Origin of the sequence: Streptosporangium canum, assembly GCF_900113865.1 — a bacterium.
GTDB classification, from domain to species: Bacteria; Actinomycetota; Actinomycetes; order Streptosporangiales; family Streptosporangiaceae; genus Streptosporangium; species Streptosporangium canum.
In genome coordinates, this window is record NZ_FOQY01000040.1 from 49,667 (window position 1) to 68,243 (window position 18,577).

General features: G+C 72.7%; 15 protein-coding genes. 12 read left to right on the forward strand and 3 right to left on the reverse strand.

What is annotated here, in order from left to right; all coding sequences use genetic code 11:
- Positions 1–117: 117 nt before the first annotated feature.
- Complete coding sequence (locus BM085_RS36890; RefSeq protein WP_093891412.1) at positions 118–1,413, forward strand: helix-turn-helix domain-containing protein; 1,296 nt, start codon at positions 118–120, stop codon at positions 1,411–1,413.
- 84 nt (positions 1,414–1,497) lie between these two features.
- Here the strand turns inward: BM085_RS36890 and BM085_RS45530 are convergent, their stop codons facing one another.
- A complete protein-coding gene (locus BM085_RS45530; RefSeq protein ID WP_143121231.1) occupies positions 1,498–1,680 on the reverse strand; it encodes a hypothetical protein in 183 nt (60 codons plus the stop codon).
- 189 nt (positions 1,681–1,869) lie between these two features.
- Between BM085_RS45530 and BM085_RS36895 the strand changes: the two genes are divergently transcribed.
- Positions 1,870–3,198: a helix-turn-helix domain-containing protein gene (locus BM085_RS36895; protein WP_093891413.1), complete on the forward strand. Its 1,329-nt coding sequence runs from the start codon at positions 1,870–1,872 to the stop codon at positions 3,196–3,198.
- Between the two features lie 187 nt (positions 3,199–3,385).
- On the opposite strand, the gene BM085_RS36900 is transcribed toward BM085_RS36895, so the two are convergent.
- Positions 3,386–4,450, reverse strand: a complete 1,065-nt coding sequence (locus BM085_RS36900; protein ID WP_093891414.1) for a cellulose binding domain-containing protein — start codon at positions 4,448–4,450, stop codon at positions 3,386–3,388.
- A gap of 307 nt (positions 4,451–4,757) precedes the next feature.
- On the opposite strand from BM085_RS36900, the gene BM085_RS45535 reads away from it, so the two are divergent.
- The 10 genes from BM085_RS45535 to bla all read left to right on the forward strand — a co-directional run bounded on the left by BM085_RS45535 (position 4,758) and on the right by bla (position 18,093).
- The gene (locus BM085_RS45535) at positions 4,758–6,686 is read left to right on the forward strand and encodes a S9 family peptidase (RefSeq protein ID WP_093891415.1); all 1,929 of its coding nucleotides are present in this window, start codon (positions 4,758–4,760) and stop codon (positions 6,684–6,686) included.
- On the forward strand, positions 6,635–7,960 hold the full coding sequence (locus BM085_RS45540) for a serine hydrolase (protein WP_245789917.1): 1,326 nt from the start codon (positions 6,635–6,637) through the stop codon (positions 7,958–7,960). The genes BM085_RS45535 and BM085_RS45540 overlap by 52 nt, the downstream gene beginning before the upstream one ends.
- Before the next feature lie 9 nt (positions 7,961–7,969).
- The gene (locus BM085_RS36915; protein WP_093891417.1) at positions 7,970–9,310 is read left to right on the forward strand and encodes a serine hydrolase domain-containing protein; all 1,341 of its coding nucleotides are present in this window, start codon (positions 7,970–7,972) and stop codon (positions 9,308–9,310) included.
- Positions 9,303–10,181 carry a serine hydrolase gene (locus BM085_RS36920; RefSeq protein WP_093891428.1) on the forward strand — a complete coding sequence of 293 codons (879 nt, stop codon included), beginning with the start codon at positions 9,303–9,305 and terminating at the stop codon, positions 10,179–10,181. The genes BM085_RS36915 and BM085_RS36920 overlap by 8 nt, the downstream gene beginning before the upstream one ends.
- Positions 10,182–10,210: 29 nt before the next feature.
- Complete coding sequence (locus BM085_RS36925) at positions 10,211–11,797, forward strand: PucR family transcriptional regulator (protein ID WP_245789918.1); 1,587 nt, start codon at positions 10,211–10,213, stop codon at positions 11,795–11,797.
- Positions 11,798–11,892: 95 nt separating this feature from the next.
- Positions 11,893–13,479 carry an ABC transporter substrate-binding protein gene (locus BM085_RS36930; RefSeq protein ID WP_093891419.1) on the forward strand — a complete coding sequence of 529 codons (1,587 nt, stop codon included), beginning with the start codon at positions 11,893–11,895 and terminating at the stop codon, positions 13,477–13,479.
- The gene (locus BM085_RS36935; protein WP_093891420.1) at positions 13,480–14,487 is read left to right on the forward strand and encodes an ABC transporter permease; all 1,008 of its coding nucleotides are present in this window, start codon (positions 13,480–13,482) and stop codon (positions 14,485–14,487) included. It abuts the gene before it with no gap.
- Complete coding sequence (locus BM085_RS36940; protein ID WP_093891421.1) at positions 14,487–16,313, forward strand: dipeptide/oligopeptide/nickel ABC transporter permease/ATP-binding protein; 1,827 nt, start codon at positions 14,487–14,489, stop codon at positions 16,311–16,313. Before BM085_RS36935 ends, BM085_RS36940 begins: the two co-directional genes overlap by 1 nt.
- The gene (locus tag BM085_RS36945) at positions 16,310–17,002 is read left to right on the forward strand and encodes an ATP-binding cassette domain-containing protein (protein ID WP_093891422.1); all 693 of its coding nucleotides are present in this window, start codon (positions 16,310–16,312) and stop codon (positions 17,000–17,002) included. Before BM085_RS36940 ends, BM085_RS36945 begins: the two co-directional genes overlap by 4 nt.
- Before the next feature lie 113 nt (positions 17,003–17,115).
- On the forward strand, positions 17,116–18,093 hold the full coding sequence (gene bla, locus BM085_RS36950; protein ID WP_093891423.1) for a class A beta-lactamase: 978 nt from the start codon (positions 17,116–17,118) through the stop codon (positions 18,091–18,093).
- A gap of 138 nt (positions 18,094–18,231) precedes the next feature.
- Here the strand turns inward: bla and BM085_RS36955 are convergent.
- Positions 18,232–18,577: enolase C-terminal domain-like protein (locus tag BM085_RS36955; RefSeq protein WP_281249905.1), on the reverse strand; the 346-nt coding region annotated here is incomplete at its 5' end.

The following is an 18,577-nucleotide window of genomic DNA, read 5'->3' on the forward strand; positions in this document are numbered from 1 at the left end:
CTAAAGTGGCGAATGATGCCGTAGCGGGATGTGAAGGATGCCTGGGGCTTGTCGAGCACGCAGACGTCCGGGCGCAGGCTCGCTGCCCATCGAACGGTCCGTGTGCGAGGGATAATCGTGTCTACTGCTACAGCCCCAGTCGGACAGCGCATCAAAACCGCTCGCCGCCAGCGAGGCATCTCCCAGGCGGAGCTCGCTCATCCGGAACTGTCGGACAGCTACGTCTCTCTCATCGAGAACGGCAAGCGGACCGCACCGCCGGCGGTGCTGGAGCTACTGGCCGAGAAGCTCGAATGCTCCCTGTCCTACCTGGTCAGCGGCGTGACGGCCGAGCAGCAGGAAGAGCTCGAACTCGGCTTGAGACATGCCCGGCAGGCGCTGGACGGCGACAGGGCGGCCGAAGCGCGCACCCGCTACACCGCCCTGCTCGCCGAGGACGCCATCGCGAGCCTTCCCCACCTGCGCCAGGAGGCCGAGCTCGGCCTGGCCGGCGCCCTGCGGGCCTGCGACGAACTCGATGAGGCGATCCCGCTGCTGGCCGGAGTGCGGCACCGGGACGCGGCCCAGATGCCCGCCGAGCTGTACGCGAGCGTCACCCGCGCGCTGTCGGAGTGCCACCGCCGGCGGGGGGACCTGGCGGCGGCCGTGCGGGTGGCCGAGGAGATCCTGGGCGGCGCGGTACGGCCGGCCTGGAGCGAGGAGCACGTCCGGCTGGGCGCCGAGCTGCTCCTCGCCTACGCCGAGCGCGGAGACCTGCTGCGGGGAGGCCAGTTCCGCGGTGAACTGCTGGCGGCCGCCGGCCGTCTCGGCACCCCCGTGGCGCTCATCGCGGCGCATCGGGCGGCCGCGGTGCTGGCGATGGAGAGCGGGCACGGCGAGGAGGCGCTGGCACACGTCGAGCGGGCCCTGGCCGTCCAGTCCGAGCTCGGCGACCCGCCCGGTCTGAACCGGCTGCGCGTCGCGTGCGCCGGGATCGCGCTCAGCGCGCGGCCCGCGGACGCCGGCCGGTGGCGCCGGCTGCTGATCGCGGCGCGGGCCGAACCGGCCACCGGCCCGGCCGGCGCGGCGGAGGCTCTCGAATGCACGGTGAACCTGATCCGTGCCGAACTGCTGCTGGGCTCCCCGGAGGCGGCGGAAGGGTACCTGGCGGCGGTGCGCGACCAGATCGAGCATCTGCCGCGCGACCGGCAGGCCGAGATCCGTCTCCTGGCGGGCCAGACGATGGCCGGACTCGGGCGGCGGCGCGAAGCGGTGCGCGAGCTGGCCGCCGTGGCCGCGTGGCTGCGGGAGGTGCCCTCCACGCGGCGGACCACGCGCTCCTGGCTCGCCGTCGCCCGGATACTGCAGGAGGTCGAGGAACCGGGCGACAGCGTCGCGGCCTACCAGCGGGCACTGACCTGCATGGGCCTGTAGGCCCGCAGACCCGCCCGATCAGCCCCTGGGGGCCGCGGAGCCCGTCGGCGGGCCAGGGCCGCCATGCCCCTCAGCGGCCGGCGCCTACTCGTAACAGCACAGGCCGCCGCCCTCGAGGTTCGGAGGCGGCGAGACCTTCACCGGCGGGGCCGCGGCCTCCTGGGGGCTCTGCACGGCTGGACCGGCCATGCCTGTGCCCGCCGATCCGAGGGCAACGGACAATGCGGCCGCCGTGACGGCGATTCCGGCCAGTACACGCCTTTTCACAGATACCTCCGTGACATTTTATGGATCATCATGAAGATTGTCTCCTGTGTCGTAGGTGTGACACAACGCCCGAATATGGATACCGGATTGGCTTTGGTGAAGCGAGGGGAAGCGACGTTAAGATGCGCTGTTGAGATGATCCACATCAAGGGTGGATTCGCGTCCTGTGCGGCATCCAGGGAGTCCGACGTGAGCAGCACGAACGTAGGCGGGCGTCTGCAGGCGCTGCGCAAGCAGCGCGGCATGACGATAGCGCAGGTCGCGGAGCCGGGACTGCGCGAAGAAGACGTGGCGGCGATCGAGGACGGCATGCGGGATGCGAGCGCCCCGGAGATAAGGATCCTGGCCGACCGGCTGGGCTGCTCTCCCGCGGAGCTGGGACACGGCATCACCGACCGGTACGTGGCGGCCCTGCACGCCCGGGTGGCCCAGGCGGAGACGGCTCTGCGCCAGGGCCGGGTCGAGGAGGCCGGGCAGGAGCTGGCACGGCTGATCGCCGAACCGGCGCTCCGCCATCTGCCCGACCTGTGCCGGCGTGTCGGCTACGGCTACGCCCTGGCGCTGGAGGCCGCCGGCAACCGGCCGGCCGCGATCGAACAGCTGACGGTCGCGCTGGACGAGGCGTGCTCCGACCACGCGGAGACGACGGCCGCGCTGGCGGGTGTGGAGGCGCAGCTCCGCGAGCAGCGCATCTCGATCGCCCTGGCCCTGTGCCGGTGCCACCGGGAGGTGGGCGACCTGCCGTCCGCCGTGCGGGTCGGTGAGGAGGCGCTGGAACGTGAGGTGCCCTCGGGGTGGACCGACCGGCTGGTGGAGCTGGCCTCGACCCTGCTGGGAGCCTATGTCGAGCGCGGCGATCGGGAGCGGATGGCGCAGTTCGCCACCGATCTGCTGGAAGAGGCCGACCGGATCGGATCGCCCCGCGCGATCGCGGCGGCCTCGTGGAACAGCGCGGTGGTGGCCCGCATTCTCGACGACCCGCTGGAGGCGGACCTGCTGAGCAACCGCGCCCTGCGACTCCAGGCGGAGCTGGACGACGGGCTGGCGATGGGCCGGCTGCGGATGTGCATGGCCCAGTACGCCCTGCGGCATGGGCCGCAGGACGTCGAGCGGATCGGGCAGATGCTGACCGACGCCCATGCCGAGCTGGTGGCGGCCTCGGCGCACCCGGGCGACATCGTCTCGTGCCGGCTCGCGATGGCACGCCTCGACCTGCTGCGCGAGGAGCCGCAGGTGGCCCTGGAACGTACGTTGTCGGCGGTGGAGCAGGCGGCGGGCATGGTGGGGCCGGTGGCGGTGGAGGCGCACGAGCTGCTGGCCGAGGTCTACCGGGCCCTGGGGCGGCTGGAGAAGGCGGCGCTCGCCCAGACCGGGGCGGCGCAGGCGCTGGAGAGGATGACGGCGCTGCGGCCGGCATCGGCGGCGTGGATGGTCGTCGCCGATCTCCACGGTGACGCGGGCCGGCCCGAGCAGGGACGCGCGGCGCTGGAGCAGGCGCTGATGTGCGCGGCGCTGTAGGAGCCGGCGATGCGCCGACGCGCGCGGAGCCGTAGGGGCCTCGTGGCGGGAGGCCGGGCGCCGGGGCGGGAAGTACGGCTAGCCCCGTTTCCCGCACGTGCCGCATCGTTGCGGGTCAGAAGCTATATCTGGTCCAGTGCAGGGGTAATCGCCCCAGGTCGATGAGGGTCACGTGCGGAATACAGGGCTAGCGGGCCGTGCAGGACACCGCGGGCGCGGGGGAGCCGTTCCCGGCGGCGACGAACCCGAAGGCCGTCGTCGCGCCGGGAGCCAGGGAGCCGTTCCACGCGGCGTTCCCGGCGGTCACGGCGGATCCCGTCTGGGTGACCGTCGCGTTCCACGACTGGCTGATCGGCCGGTCGGCGAAGTCCCAGCTCGTGGTCCATCCGGTGCGCGGGGCGGTCCCGGTGTTCGTGACGGTCACCTCGCCCTGGAAGCCGCCCGGCCACTGGTTGACGGTCCGGTAGGTGGCCGCGCAGGCACCGGCCGGGGGAGTCACGGTCGGGGTCGGTGAGACGGTCGGGGTCGGGGAGGTGGTCGGAGCCGTGCCGAGCAGGGCCGTCAGGGCGGGGAACCAGCGGCCGGCCATCTTCTGGTCGCCCGCCGCGTTGGGGTGCACGCCGTCGTAGGTGTCGGCCGCGGTGCTGAAGCCCGTCCACTGGTCGACCACGACGATGGGCGAGCGGGCGGTGGTCTTGGCCGCCGCCCAGTCGGGGATCGCGGCGTTGAGCGCGGACACCCGCTGCCCGCACTCGCCGCAGGTGCTGGGGTTCATCGGGATGATCTGGGCGACCAGGAGTTTCATGTCGGGGTTGTCGGCCCGCATCTGGTCCACCAGCTTGCCGTAGGCGGCCAGGATGGTCGCGGTGGGGCGGTTGCTCCAGACGTCGTTGGTGCCGAAGTGCATCATCACGATGTCGGGCCGGGTCGCCGAGAGCCATCCGGGGAGCTGGTTCTGGTCGGCCACGTCGGTGACCAGCGCTCCGCCGTGGCCCTCGTTGTCCCCGTCGTGGGCGATCCCGCAGCCTTGCGGGGGCAGCGTCCCGACGAAGTCGATGTCGGTGTGGCCGGCCTCGCGAAGCCGCTCCCACAGCAGGGCCCGCCAGCAGCCGGGCGAGCCGGTGATCGAGTCGCCGAGCGCCATGATCCTGACGGCCGCCGCCTGCGCCGGCACCGCCGTACTCACCAGAAGGAATCCGAGGGTCACGGCCACAGCCGCCAGAACCGCCAGAACCGAACCGCTTCCGCGCATCGCTCACTCCTGCCGTCGTCCCGGCCGATGCTAGGCGTGCTTTTCCCGGAACGGAAAGCGGCCGGATCACGGAAGGCCCGCTGACCTGTGAGGACGGTGCCGGCCGGCGTGTAACTTTCAGCCGCCCGCCGGGTTGGCCCGGACGGCGGAGGCGGCCGGGCCGTGCGTGATCGACGCGGATGCCGAGACCGCGGGCGGACGTGGTGCGTGCGGCGTCGCGCGGCGATTGGAGAACAGCACAACGGATCGGGCCCGGTTCGTCATGGAGACCGAAGAAGCGGTGACGAACGCGGCCTAACGTTCGGACATGCCCCGCCTCTCCCTCAGCGACCTCTACCGCATCGCGGTACCGGAAGATCCCCGGCTGCGTCCCGGCGGAAGCAGCGTCGCCTACGTGGTCGTGACCGCCGACCGGGAATCCGACGACAACCGTTCCGAGATCTGGCTCGCGGCACCCGGCGCCGAGCCGCGGCCTCTGACGGGCGGCCCGCGCGACTCCTCCCCGCGCTGGTCGCCCGACGGGCACTCGCTGGCCTTCCTCCGTCCCGTGGACGGGAAACCGCAGATCCATCTGCTGCCGATGGACGGCGGCGAGCCTCGCGTCCTCACCGCCGCGCCGCTGGGCGCGGGCGCGGCGGTCTGGTCTCCCGACGGCACCGGGATCGCCTACGGCGCGCCGCACGGCGACCCCGACCCGCACGCCCCGGTCGTGGCCGACCGCCTGGAGTACAAGGCGGACGGCGCGGGCCTGCTGCGGGGTCTGACCACGCACCTGTCCGTGGTGGACGTGGCGACGGGACAGACCCGGCAGCTCACCTCGGGAGACTTCCACGCGGGCGAGCCGTCCTGGTCGCCGGACGGACGGAAGCTGGCCTTCGCCGCGAGCATGGAGCCCGACCGCGATCTGGCCGTCACGGGTGCGGTCTACTCGGTCGACGCCTCGGGCGGCGAGCCCGAGCGGCTCACCGGCGCCGGCGTGATCTGCACGGGTGCCTGGTGGCTGGGCGGGCGGCTGCTGGTGGCGGGATACGCCGGCGACCCCGTCGGGCACACCCGCCTGTTCAGCCTCGGGACGGACGGGCTCGTGGAGGTCGAGACCGGGCTCGACCGCAACGTCATGGTGGGCGCGCCCGGCTATCCCGGTGCGGCGCCCCAGCTCGCGGGGGACGACCTGATCTTCTGCGCCCGGGACAGAGGACTCACCCACCTGTACCGCGCGCCCGGCGAGAAGATCGTCGGCGGGGATCAGGTGGTCTCCGGCGTCAGCGCCGCCGAGGGCGGGATCGCCTACGTCGCCGCCACGCCGTACAGCGCGGGCGAGGTCTACCTCGCGGAGTGGCCCGCGGGCCGGACCGGCGTCCCACCGGGCGGCGGCCCGGCTGTCTCCGGTGCGACGGCGCCGGGCGTGACCAGGCTCACCGCCTACGCGCTCCCCGACGTCGAGCTGTTCACCCCGCGCAGCCGTACCTTCACCGCCCCCGACGGGACAGCGGTCGAGGGGTTCGTGCTGCGGGACGAGAGGCTCACCGAGCCCGGACCGCTCCTGCTGGACGTGCACGGCGGCCCGCACAACGCGTGGGCGCCGGTCTTCGACGGCGTGCACCTCTACCACCAGGTGCTCGCGGCCCGGGGCTGGACCGTGCTCACCGTCAACCCGCGCGGCAGCGACGGCTACGGTGAGGCGTTCTACACCGCCGCCCTCGGCGCCTGGGGGATCGCCGACACCGGCGACTTCCTGAGCCCGATCGACGAGCTGGTCGCCGAGGGCCTCGCCGATCCCGACCGGCTCGCGGTGACCGGTTACAGCTACGGCGGCTACATCTCCTGCTGGCTGCCGACCCGGACCGGCCGCTTCAAGGCGGCCGTCCCCGGCGGGTGCGTCAGCGACCTGGTCAGCATGGCCGGCACCTCCGACATGGGATATTTCCTGAAGATGTATGAGTGCGGCGGCGACCTGGCGAGCCAGTCCCCGATGACCCATGTCGCCCGGGTGACCACGCCCACCCTCATCCTGCACGGCGAGAACGACGATCGGTGCCCGGTCGGTCAGGCCGAGCAGTGGTTCGCGGCCCTGCGGGAGCGGGGCGTGCCGGTCCGGCTGGTCCGCTATCCCGGCGGCTCCCACCTGTTCATCCTCAACGGCCGCCCGTCCCATCGGGTGGACTACAACGAAAGGATCGTCGCGTGGCTGGAGCAATGGATCTCGGTCGCTGGCACGACCGTCTCGCAGGACTGATCGCCGAGTACGAGGTTCCCGGCGCGAACCTGGCCTTCCTGCACGAGGGGGAGGTCCACGAGTTCGCCGCGGGCGTGCTCAACATGGACACCGGGGTGGAGGTGACCACCGACTCGCTCTTCCAGATCGGCTCGGTCAGCAAGGTGTGGACCGCCACCCAGATCATGCTTCTCGTCGAGCGGGGCGCGCTGACGCTCGAGACCCCGGTCGTCCAGGTCCTGCCGGAGTTCCGGGTCGCCGACCCGGAGGTGACCAAGACCGTCACGATCAGGCACCTGCTCTCCCACACCTCCGGCATCGACGGCGACTTCTTCCTCGACACCGGCCGCGGTGACGACTGCATCGAGAAATACGTCGAGGCCTGCGCGGACCTCGCGCAGAACCACCCCCTCGGCGTCACCCAGTCGTACTGCAACGCGGGATTCACCATCGCCGGGCGCGTCGTCGAGCGCCTCACCGGCAAGGTGTGGGACGCCGCGCTGCGCGAGCAGATCATCGAGCCGCTCGGCCTGACCCACACCCACACCCTGCCGGAGGACGTCCTGCGCTTCCGCGGGGCCATGGGCCACCTGGACGGAGCGCCCGCCCCCGTCTGGGGCCTGATGCGCTCCTGCGGCCCGGCCGGGCTGATCTGCGCCCGTCCCGCCGACGTCGTCGCCTTCGCCCGAGCGCACCTGGGCACCGGGCTGCTCGCCGACCCGCGGGCGATGTGGGAGCCGCAGGTGGACATCCCCAACCCGTACACCCTCGGCAAGCAGTGGGGCCTGGGCTGGATCCTGGACGAGTGGCAGGGGCGCCGGGTCATCTCCCACGGCGGCAACACCATCGGCCAGGCGGCCATGCTCTGGGCGGTCCCCGACACCGAGACGGTGGTGTGCGTGCTGGCCAACGGCGGCCACACCGCCGCGTTCCAGCACGCCCTGGCCACCGAGCTCTTCGACGAGCTGCTCGTCCTGGCCGTGCCGCCGGTGCTGGGGCCGCCGGCCGAGCCGTTCGAGACCGACGTCGAGCGGTACGCCGGGGTGTACGAGCGGGCGGGCAGCCGGATGACGCTGACGGTCCGCGACGGCAGGCTCTCGCTGTACGGCGAGGCCACCGGCGCCCTCGCCGGGGTGCAGCCGCCCATGGAGTTCGACCTCGTCCCGGTGGACGACGTCACCTTCGTCGGCCGCCCGGAAGGGGAGCCGCAGTGGTTGTCGGCCGTTTTCTACGAGCTCGCCGACGGCTCGCCGTACGTCCACCTCGGCGTGCGCGCCACGCCCAAGATCGCTTGAGGAGCCGGCGTGCTTGAGAACCTGCAGGAGCGTTTCGACGAGGCGGCACGGCGGCACGGCGTGCCCGGCGCCGCGCTCGCCGTCTGGACGGGCGGCCGGCTCGTCGAGGTCGCCACCGGCGTGGTGAACAGGAACACCGGCGTGGAGACCACGACCGACAGCGTCTTCCAGGTCGGCTCCACCACCAAGGTCTGGACCGCCGCCCTCGTGATGCAGCTCGTCGACGAGGGGCTGGTCGAGCTGGACCGCCCGGTCGGCGCCTACCTGCCGGGGTTCGCCGTCGCCGACGGCGCGGAGAAGGTCATCACGGTCAGGCACCTGCTCACCCACACCGGCGGCTTCGACGGCGACCTGTTCGAGGACACCGGGCGCGGCGACGACTGCCTGGACAAGTATGTGGACTTCCTGCACGACGCGGGCCACGTGCACGCCCCCGGCGCCATGTTCTCCTACTGCAACGCCGGGTACTGCGTGCTCGGCGCCCTGGTCGCGCGGGTGCGTGGCACCACGTGGGAGCGGGTGATGCGCGAGCGCCTGCTGGATCCGCTCGGTGCCACGCACTCGGCGCTCTTTCCCGAGGAGGCCATCCTGTTCCGGGCGGCGGCCGGTCACGTCGGCCCCGAGGGCGTCGTCCACCACAGGTGGGACATGCCGCGCTCCAACGCCCCCGCTGGCTCGACCATGTGCCTGGCCCCGCGCGAGCTGGTCCGCTTCGGCCGGATGTTCGTCGCCGGAGGTCTCGCGGAGGACGGCACCCGGCTGCTGTCGGAGGAGTCGGTCGCGGCCATGCGGACCGGGCAGGTCGACGTGCCCGGGATCTCCGGGCTGCTGGCCGACCGTTGGGGTCTGGGCTTCGAGCTGTTCGACTGGGGCGGCGAGGTCTACGGTCACGACGGCGGCACGATCGGGCAGAGCACGTTCTGGCGGGTCGTGCCGGGAGCGGACTTCGCGATCGCGATGAGCGCCAACGGCGGGGGCTTCCTCGGCCTGCTCGTCGACGTGGTGCTGCCGGTGATACGCGAGGCCACCGGGCTCGCGGTCCCGGAGTTCCCGGTCCCGGCCGCGAGGCCGGGGGTCGTGGACCCCACGCCGTACACCGGCAGGTACGAGGGGCCGATGATCGCCTACGAGGTGGCCGAGGCGGACGGCGGCCTGGACGTCACCCTGATCCCCGGCGAGTTCATGGTCAGGGCGGGCACCCCGCGCACCACCACCCGCTTCGTCCACCACTCCGGCCACTCCTTCGTCGCGGCGGAGCCGCGGGACGGCGGGCACGAGACGATCACCTTCGTGGTGGAGGACGGCCGTGCCGCCTACCTCCACAACGGGCGGGCGCTGCCCCGTGCGTGAGGCGCTGCGTGAGGCGTTCGGCGACGCGGACGTGGAGGGCTTCATCCACGTCCGCGACGTCGACGGCGGCGCCGAGATCGGTCTCGGCGCCGACGAGCCGGTCGTGCTCGCCTCGGTGTTCAAGGTCCCGATCGTCCTGGAGTACGCCAGGCAGGCCGCGGCCGGGACCCTGGAGCGCACCGAGCGGCTGACCGTCACCGCCGCCGACAAGGACGGCGGCATCGGCACCTCCGGCTGCGCCGACGACGTCTCGCTCACCCTGCGCGACCTGGCCCACTTCATGATGACCATGAGCGACAACGCGGCCACCGACGTGCTGCTGCGCCGGGTCGGGCTCGGCAACCTGCACGCCACGCTGCGCGAGCTCGGGCTGGAGCGCACCCGCCTGATCGGCGGCTGCGCCGAGCTGCTCGGGAGCGTCGCGGTCGAGCTGGGCCTCTCCGGCGGGCAGGGCGTCTCCGACGAGGAGGCGCTCGCCGGGGTGAGCGAGGACCGGATCCGGGCGCTGTCGGTCATGGATCCGGAACGGACCACCTCGGGCACGCCCCGCGAGATCACGACCCTGCTGAGCAAGATCTGGCGGGACGAGGCCGGCCCCCCGGAGGCCTGCGCGGAGGTACGGAGGATCATGGGCAGCCAGATCTGGCCGCACCGGCTCTCCTCCGGGTTCGGCGACGAGGTGAAGGTCTCCGGCAAGACCGGCACGCTCTGGGGCGTCCGCAACGAGGCGGGTGTCGTGGAGTATCCGGACGGGAGGCGCTACGCCGTCGCGGTCTTCCTGCGGACCGGCTCGCTCGGTCTCCGGTTGCCCAAGGCCGACAGGGTGATCGGCCATGCGGCCCGTGTGGCCATTGATCACCTAAGAGAATAATGTCGCTCTATGTCCGTTATCGTGAACGGATGACCAACCGGCCCCGGGCCAGTCTGCAGCGGATCCTGGAAGACCTGGGCAGCACCGTGCTGGACGTGGCGGCCTCTCCCGGAGAGCTCGACGCCGAGGTCACGGGCGTGCACATCTACGACCCCCTCGACGAGCTGCTGCTCCCCGAGGGGGGCATCCTGCTCGCCGTCGGGGTCGACCGTGCCGAGCAGATCTGCGCCCTGCTCGACGCGGCGGGCCCGGCGGCGGGCGTCGTCGTCAAGCAACCGGTGGACGTCGACGAGCTCGTCCGGGCGAAGGTCCTGGAGACCGGGGTGGCGGTGCTGGGTCTCACCCGTGCCGCCTCCTGGGCGCAGGTGGCCGCGCTGCTGCGCTCCCTGCTGGCGGAGGGCGACCTCGCCGAACCGGGGGAGGCCCCGCCGGACGACCTGTTCGCGCTGGCCAACGCCGTGTGCGCGCTCCTGGACGCGCCGGTCACCATCGAGGACCGGTCATCGCGGGTGCTGGCCTACTCCGGGCGGCAGGACGAGGCCGATCCCGGCAGGGTGGAGACCGTGCTCGGCCGCCAGGTGCCGGAACGGTACCGGCGGATGCTGGAGGAACGCGGGTTCTTCCGCCAGCTCTACCAGAGCCGTGAGCCGATCTACATGGAGCTGGACGACGACAGCATCAACCGGGCGGCGGTGGCCGTCCGGTCCGGGGACGAGATCCTCGGCTCCATCTGGGCCGCCGTGCGGGAGCCGCTGAGCGACCAGCGGCAGCGCGCCCTCGCCGACGCAGCCAAGATCGTCGCGCTGCAGCTGCTCCGGCAGCGGGCCGGGGCGGACACCAGGCGCAGGCTCCGCGCCGACCTGCTCTCCACCGTGCTGGCGGGCGGCAGGGACGCGGCCGAGGCGGCCGGCCGGCTCGGCGTCGCCAGCGGGCGGCTGTGCGTGCTCGCGGCCCAGCTCAGCGGCGGACCGCACGCCGACGCCGCACACCGGGAGAGCGACCGGCAGCGGTTCTGCGACGCGCTCGCCCTGCACGTCGGGGCCATCCACCCCAAGGCCGCCGCCGCGCTGGTCGGCTCGGTGGCCTACGCCGTACTGCCGCTGCACGCCGGCGGCGGCGACGAGGAGGCGCGGGCCGTGCGGGTCGCCGAGAGCTTCCTCGTCCGTGTCGGCCCCCGGCACGCGGCCAACATCGGCGTGGGGCGTCTGGCGGGCAACCTGGCCGAGGTGGCCAGATCCCGGGCCGACGCCGACCGGGCGCTGCGGGTGCTGCGCGCCCGCGAGGCGTCCGGCGCGGTCGCCGGCTACACCGGCGTGCACTTCGAGGCGCTGCTGCTGCGGCTGTCGGACCTGGTGGAGGCCGAGGAGCAGGTCCCCACCGGCCCCTACGAACGGCTGGTGAGCCACGACGCGGAGCACGGCAGCGAGCTGGTCGCCACCCTGCGGGCCTACCTGGACGCGTTCGGCGACGTCAACGCCGCCTCGGCCCGGGTGCACGTGCACGCCAACACCTTCCGCTACCGGTTGAAGCGGCTCGCCGAGATCAGCGGCCTGGATCTGGCCGATCCCGAGGCGCGCCTGACCGTGATGCTCCAGATGCGGCTCTTCGGGCGGTAGCACGATGGATCTCAGGCTTTTCGTGGCGGAGGACGAAGAAGGATCGCCGGGAAACGGCAAATGTGGGGCATCACCCCCACCTTCCTGGAGTCCCGATGAGAAACACAGGAGTGGCGGCCGTGCTCGGCGCCCTCAGCCTGTCCGTGGCCGCGTGCGGCGGTACGGCGGACTCCCCGTCAGGCGGATCCGCCGGCGGTGGCACCTTCACCTTCGCGATCAGCAGCGACCCCGGGGTGCTCGACCCGGCCATGGGGGTGCTCTCGGTCACCAACACCGTGCTGTCGCTGGCCTACGACACGCTGGCCCGCATCGGTCCCGACGGCAAGATCATCCCTGGGCTGGCCGAGAAGTGGGACGTCAAACCCGACTCGGTGACCTTCACCCTCCGCAAGGACGTCACCTGCTCCGACGGCTCCAAGCTCACCCCCACCGACGTGGCCGCCAATGTCAACCACATCGCCGACCCGGCTTCCAAATCGCCGATCTACGGCGTGCTGGTGCCCACCGGGATGAAGGCCGAGGCGGACGACGCGGCGGGGACGGTGACGCTCTCCACCCCGAAGCCCTTCAGCTTCATCCTGCAGAGCACCCCGCTGGTGTTCATCGTCTGCGGCAAGGGGGTCGAGGACCGGTCGGTGCTGGCCCGCGGCACCTCCGGTTCCGGGCCCTACACGCTCACCGAGGCGGTGCCCAGCGACCACTACACCTTCCAGATCCGCAAGGACTACACCTGGGGGCCGGGCGGCGCCACCACGAAGGAGCCGGGACTGCCCGCCAAGGTCGTGCTGAAGGTCGTGCCGAACGAGCAGACCGCCGCCAACCTGCTGATCTCCGGTGACCTCAACGGCGCGGTCGTCTACGGTCCCGACCGCGCCCGCCTGGAGGCCAGCCCGGGGATGGGCAAGACCGTCCAGGCCGCGGGCAACGGGCAGTTCTTCTACCATCAGGGAGACGACCGGCCCGCCAAGGACCCGGCGGTGCGCAAGGCGCTCACCCAGGCGATCAACCTCAAGGAGCTCGCCGGGATCGCCTCCACCGGCACCGGCCGCCCGGCCACCGGACTGGTGCTGGAGCCGCGGCCGTGCCAGGGCGACACCGTCACCGGCCACGTCCCGGCGTTCGACGCGGCCGCCGCGGGCGCCGCACTGGACGCCGCCGGCTGGAAGGCCGGCGCCGACGGCATCCGCGCCAAGGACGGCCGGAAGCTGGAGCTGCGCCTGCTCTACGCCACCACCAGGGGGCCGGGCGTGCTGGCCGCGGCCGAATACCTCGCCGCCGCGTGGAAGAAGGCGGGCGTCGATGTCAAGCTGAACGGCGTCATCGACACCAAGCTGTCGGAGTCGCTCAACGCCACCCAGGACTGGGACGTCGTCTGGCTGCCGATCGGCGTCACGCTTCCCACGCAGCTCGTCGGCTTCCTGTCCGGCCCGGCGGCGCCGAAGGGCGCCAACTTCTCCCACCTGGCCAACGCCCGCTACGAGAAGCTGGTGGCCGAGGCTCAGCTCAAGCCCGCCGAGGAGGGCTGCGCGCTCTGGCTGGAGTCGGAGTCCGCGCTGTTCGAGAACGCCGACCTGGTGCCGGTCGTGGAGACCACCGTGCTGACCGCGGCCAAGAACGCGAAGTTCGACATGATGGCGGGCCTGTTCATCCCGACCTCCATCCGGATGACCGAGGCGGGCTGAGTGGCCGGGACCACTCGCCCACCGGCCGGCGGGCGCCTGCTCGCCGGCCGGGTGCTCCCGGGCCGGACGCGCGGCGCGTTCGTGCTGCGGCACCTCGTCCGCTTCGTGATCTCGCTGGCCGTGCTGCTCGTCGCGTCGTTCGCGATGATCCACCTGATCCCGGGCGACCCGGTGCGCGCCTCGCTCGGCCCCGCCGCGCCGGTCGAGCTGATCGCCGCCAGGCGGGCCGCGCTCGGGCTGGACCAGCCGCTCCTGTCCCAGCTGGTGTCCTACGTCCGCAACGTGCTGGGCGGGGAGTTCGGCACGTCCTTCCTCAGCGGGGAACCGGTCGGCGAGGTCATCGCCGCCCGGCTCCCCAACACGCTCGTCCTCGCCCTGCTCGCGACCGTCGTGGCCCTGCTCGTCGCGGTGCCGCTGGGTATGTGGGCGGGGGTCCGCACCGAGAACGGCCGCAACCGGGGCACCGAGGCGACCTTCACCTCCGCGACCGGCGCGGCCGTCGCGGTGCCCGAGTTCCTCTACTCGATCGCCCTGGTGACGGTGTTCGCGATCGGCCTCGGCTGGTTCCCGCCCGCCGGCAGGGGCGGGCCCGAATCCTACGTGCTGCCGATTCTCGCCCTGGCCATCGCGCCGGCGGCGATGATCGCCCGGATCTCCCGGGTGGAGACGCTGCGCGAGCTGGGCACCGACTACGTGCGGCTGGCGCGTGCCAAGCGGTTGCCCGCCGCCCGGCTGTACGTGCGGCACGTCCTGCCCAATACGCTCACCGCGACGCTCACCGTGGGCGGTCTGCTGCTCACCAGCCTGATCGCCGGAAGCGTGCTGGTCGAGTACGTCTTCGCGTGGCCGGGTCTCGGCCTGCGGATCGTGGAGTCGATCACCCAGAAGGACTACCCGGTCGCCCAGGGCGTGATCCTCGTCTACGGCGCGATCGTGCTCGCGGTGAACCTCCTCGTCGACCTGCTGCTCGGCGTGCTCGACCCCACGTCCGCCCTGAAGGAGAGCTGATGCGGCACCTGCTGCGGACCCCCGCCGGGCTCGCCGGGACCACGCTGGTCGGGCTCATGGTGATCCTGGCGATCGCCGGGCCGCCGATCTGGGGCGCCGAGGCCGAGCGCATCGACCCCGCGGTCATTCTCCAGGGAGCCTCGGCCGCGCACCCGCTCGGCACCGACAACCTGGGCCGCGACATCCTCGCCCGGGTGCTGGTCGCCGGGCGGCTCTCGCTCGTGCTCGCCCTGCTGGCCACGCTCATCGGCGCGATCGGCGGGATCGTGCTCGGCGCGCTCCCCTCGGTGCTGCCCCGCAGGGCCGCGCGTCTGGTCACCGGTACGGTGAACGCGCTGGTCGCCTTCCCGGGACTGCTGCTGGCCATGTTCACCGCGGTGGTCGCGGGACTCGGCGCGCGAGGGGCGGTGCTGGGCATCGGCGTCGCCATCGCGCCCGGCTTCGCCCGGCTCACCCAGACGCTCGCCGCCTCGGTCTCCGGGGCCGACTACGTCTCGGCCGCCCGCATGCTCGGGGTCCCCCGGCGGCGGATCATGGCGCGCCACGTCCTGCCCAACATCGCCGAGCCGCTGATCCTCAACCTCACCCAGGCACTGGGCGGCGCGCTGCTCGGGCTCGCCGGGATGTCCTTCCTCGGCCTGGGCGTGCAGCCGCCGTCGTTCGACTGGGGACGGCTGCTGTTCGACGGCTTCGGCCGCATCTACTCCACCCCGGCCGTCGCCCTCGGCCCCGCCGTCGCGGTGGCGCTCGCGGGCATCGGGTTCAACCTCCTGGGGGACGTCCTGGCACGCGCCGCGTCGCGCACCGCCGTACCGGCCGGGAAGGCCGTCCCACGGGCCGTCTCCGCGCCCGGAGCGCTCGGCGAGCCCGACCCGGAGGCGGTTCTGGAGGTGCGGGACCTCACCGTCACCTTCCCCGGCGGCGTGACGCCGGTACGCGGGCTGTCGCTGACCGTCGCGCCCGGCGAGATCGTCGGCCTGGTGGGGGAGTCGGGCAGCGGCAAGAGCCTGACCGCGTCGGCGATCGGCGGGCTGGTGCCCTACCCGGGCGAGGTGAGCGCGGCACGGCTGCGGCTGTGCGGCACCGACCTCGGCGAGCTGCCGGAACAGGAGCGCCGCAAGCTGCTCGGCACGTCGCTGGCGATGGTCTTCCAGGACCCGATGGCCTCGCTCAACCCGGCGCTCAGAGTCGGCGGCCAGCTCGCGGAGGTGGCGACCGTGCACCAGGGCGCGAGCCGCGCCGAGGCCAGGGCCAGGGCCGTGGACCGGCTCAGGCACGTGCGCATCCCGGAGCCGGACAGACGGGCCCGGCAGCACCCGCACGAGCTGTCCGGCGGCATGCGGCAGCGTGCGGTGATCGCGATGGGCCTGATGGGCACGCCGCGGCTGATCATCGCCGACGAGCCGACCACCGCCCTCGACGTGACCGTGCAGCGGCAGATCCTGCGCCTGCTGCGCGAGGTGACCGGCGAGAGCGGCGCGGCGACCCTGTTCATCTCCCATGACATCGCCGTGGTCGGCGAGCTGTGCCACCGGGTCGTGGTGATGTACGCGGGCCGGGTGGTCGAGGAGCTGCCGGTGGAGAAGCTGGCCTCCGGCGCCGCGCACCCCTACACCCGCGCGCTGGTCGCCTCGCTGCCCGACATGGACACCGACAGGTCCCTGCCGCTGGCCAGCATCTCCGGCCATCAGCCCTCACCCGCCGAGCTCGGCCCGGGGTGCGCCTTCGCGGCCCGCTGCGAGCTGGCGACCGGCCGCTGCGCCGAGCGCCCACCCCTGATCCCGTACGGCAAGGCGCACCAGGTCGCCTGCTGGGAGGCTTCATGATCATCAAGAACCTGACGGTGCGGTTCGGCGCGTTCACCGCCGTCGACGACGTCACGCTGGAGATCCCGGCAGGGGCGATCGTCGGCCTGGTGGGGGAGTCGGGGTCGGGCAAGTCCACGCTGGCCAGGGCGGTGACCGGGCTGGTGCCGTACACCGGCGAGATCACCGGCGGCGATCCGCGCCGGATCCAGATGGTCTTCCAGGATCCCTATGCCTCCCTCGACCCGCGGATGACCGTGGGCGCGTCGGTGGCCGAGGGACTCCGTGTGCCCCGCGCCGCCCGCCAGGCGGAGGTGGAGCGGCTGCTGTCGCTGGTGTCGCTGCCCGCCTCGATGGCGGGGCGCTACCCGCGCGAGCTGTCCGGCGGCCAGCGGCAGCGGGTGGCGGTCGCCCGGGCGCTGGGCGCGCGCCCCGAGCTGCTGGTCGCCGACGAGATCACCTCCGCCCTGGACGTCTCCGTCCAGGGCTCGGTGCTCAACCTGGTCCGCTCGCTGCGCGAGGAGCTCGGGCTGTCGATGCTGTTCATCTCGCACAACCTCGCCGTGGTCCGCTACGTCTCCGATGTCGTCGCGGTGATGCACCGGGGCAGGCTGGTCGAGATGGGGGCGACCGAAGAGGTGGTGGGCTCGCCCCGGAACGGCTACACCCGCTCCCTGCTTGAGGCGGTGCCCCGCCTCAGGCGCGCCTGACGCAAGCGTGAGGAGTCCCGGTTCGCCCGGGACGTCAACCACGCGCTTTGACGGCGTCAAAGGACGGCGCGAGACTTCCCGTCGCACCCGATCCGCAGACGGAAGGCATGCCCATGCCCACCCAGCTCATCCGACGTGCCCCGCTGCCGGCGCTGGCCTCACTCGTGCTCATCCCTCTGACGGGGGCCGCCACGACCGGTCACGCGTCCGCCGCTCCGTCCGCGACGACACTGACGGCGACGCCGGCGGCGGCACCGGCGGCAGCGACGCGGGCGGCGCCGGACGCAGCCCGGGCCAGGAAGGAGCTGCGCACGCTGGAGGCGTCCTTCAAGGGTCGCATCGGCGCGTACGCCGTCGACACCGCCACCGGAAAGACGGTCACGTACCGGTCGGGCGAGCGTTTCCCGCTGCTGTCCACCTTCAAGGCGATCGCGGCGGCGGCCGTGCTGCACAAGGCCCGCACCTCCGACCCCGGCCTGCTGAACAAGGTCGTGCACTGGACGAGCGCCGAGCTGCAGGAGCATTCCCCGGGCACCGAGAAGCACGTGCAGGACGGGCTGACCGTCGCCCGGCTGTGCGAGGCGGCCATCACCCGAAGTGACAACACCGCGGCCAACATGCTGCTGAAGCAGATCGGCGGCCCCGCCGGGCTGACCGCGTACTTCCATACGCTGAAGGATCCGGTCTCCCGGCTGGACCGGTGGGAGACCGAGCTCAACAACTGGAGCCCCAAGGAGAAGCGGGACACCACGACGCCCGCGTCGATGGGCCGTGACCTGCGCGCGGTCACGACAGGTGACGCCCTCGACGCCAAGGACAGGGAGCGGCTGAACGCCTGGCTGATCGCGAACAAGACCGGGGACGCCCGCATCCGCGCGGGCCTGCCCAAGACCTGGACGGTCGGCGACAAGACCGGCACGAACTCGAAGTACGGGGCCGGGAACGACGTCGCGGTCGTCTGGCCCGGAAAGTCGGCCGCCCCCATCATCATGTCGATCTACACCAACCGCAGGGCCGCGGACGCCCCTGCCGACGACAAGGTCATCGCGGACACCGCCGCCATCCTCGCCCGCGGCCTCGGCAAGCTCTGATGCCACATGGAAGGGGATTGAAGACCGTACGTCTCCGCTCGGCGTCCGGCCCCGAGACGCCGGGGGCCGCCCGGGACGATCCGGGCGCCGAGCGCCGCCGCGGCCCTCAACGGGTGGTGTGATCGCCCTGGTCGGCCGTCAGAGGGTGATCCATTCGGTGGAGGTGGTGACCTCCTCCAGGATGTCGGGGATGGGGTCGATGCCGATGCCGGGGCCGGTGGGGACGTCGAGGTGGCCCTCGTGCAGCTCGAACGGTGTGGTGATGTCGGTGGCGTAGTAGCGGCGGGAGGCGGAGGTGTCGCCGGGCAGGGTGAAGCCGGGCAGGGCGGCCAGGGCGAGGTTGGCGGCGCGGCCGATGCCGGTCTCCAGCATGCCGCCGCACCACAGGGCGACGCCGTGGGCGCGGGCCAGGTCGTGGATGCGGCGGGCTTCGAGGTAGCCGCCGATCCGGCCGGGTTTGACGTTGATGATGGAGCAGGAGCCC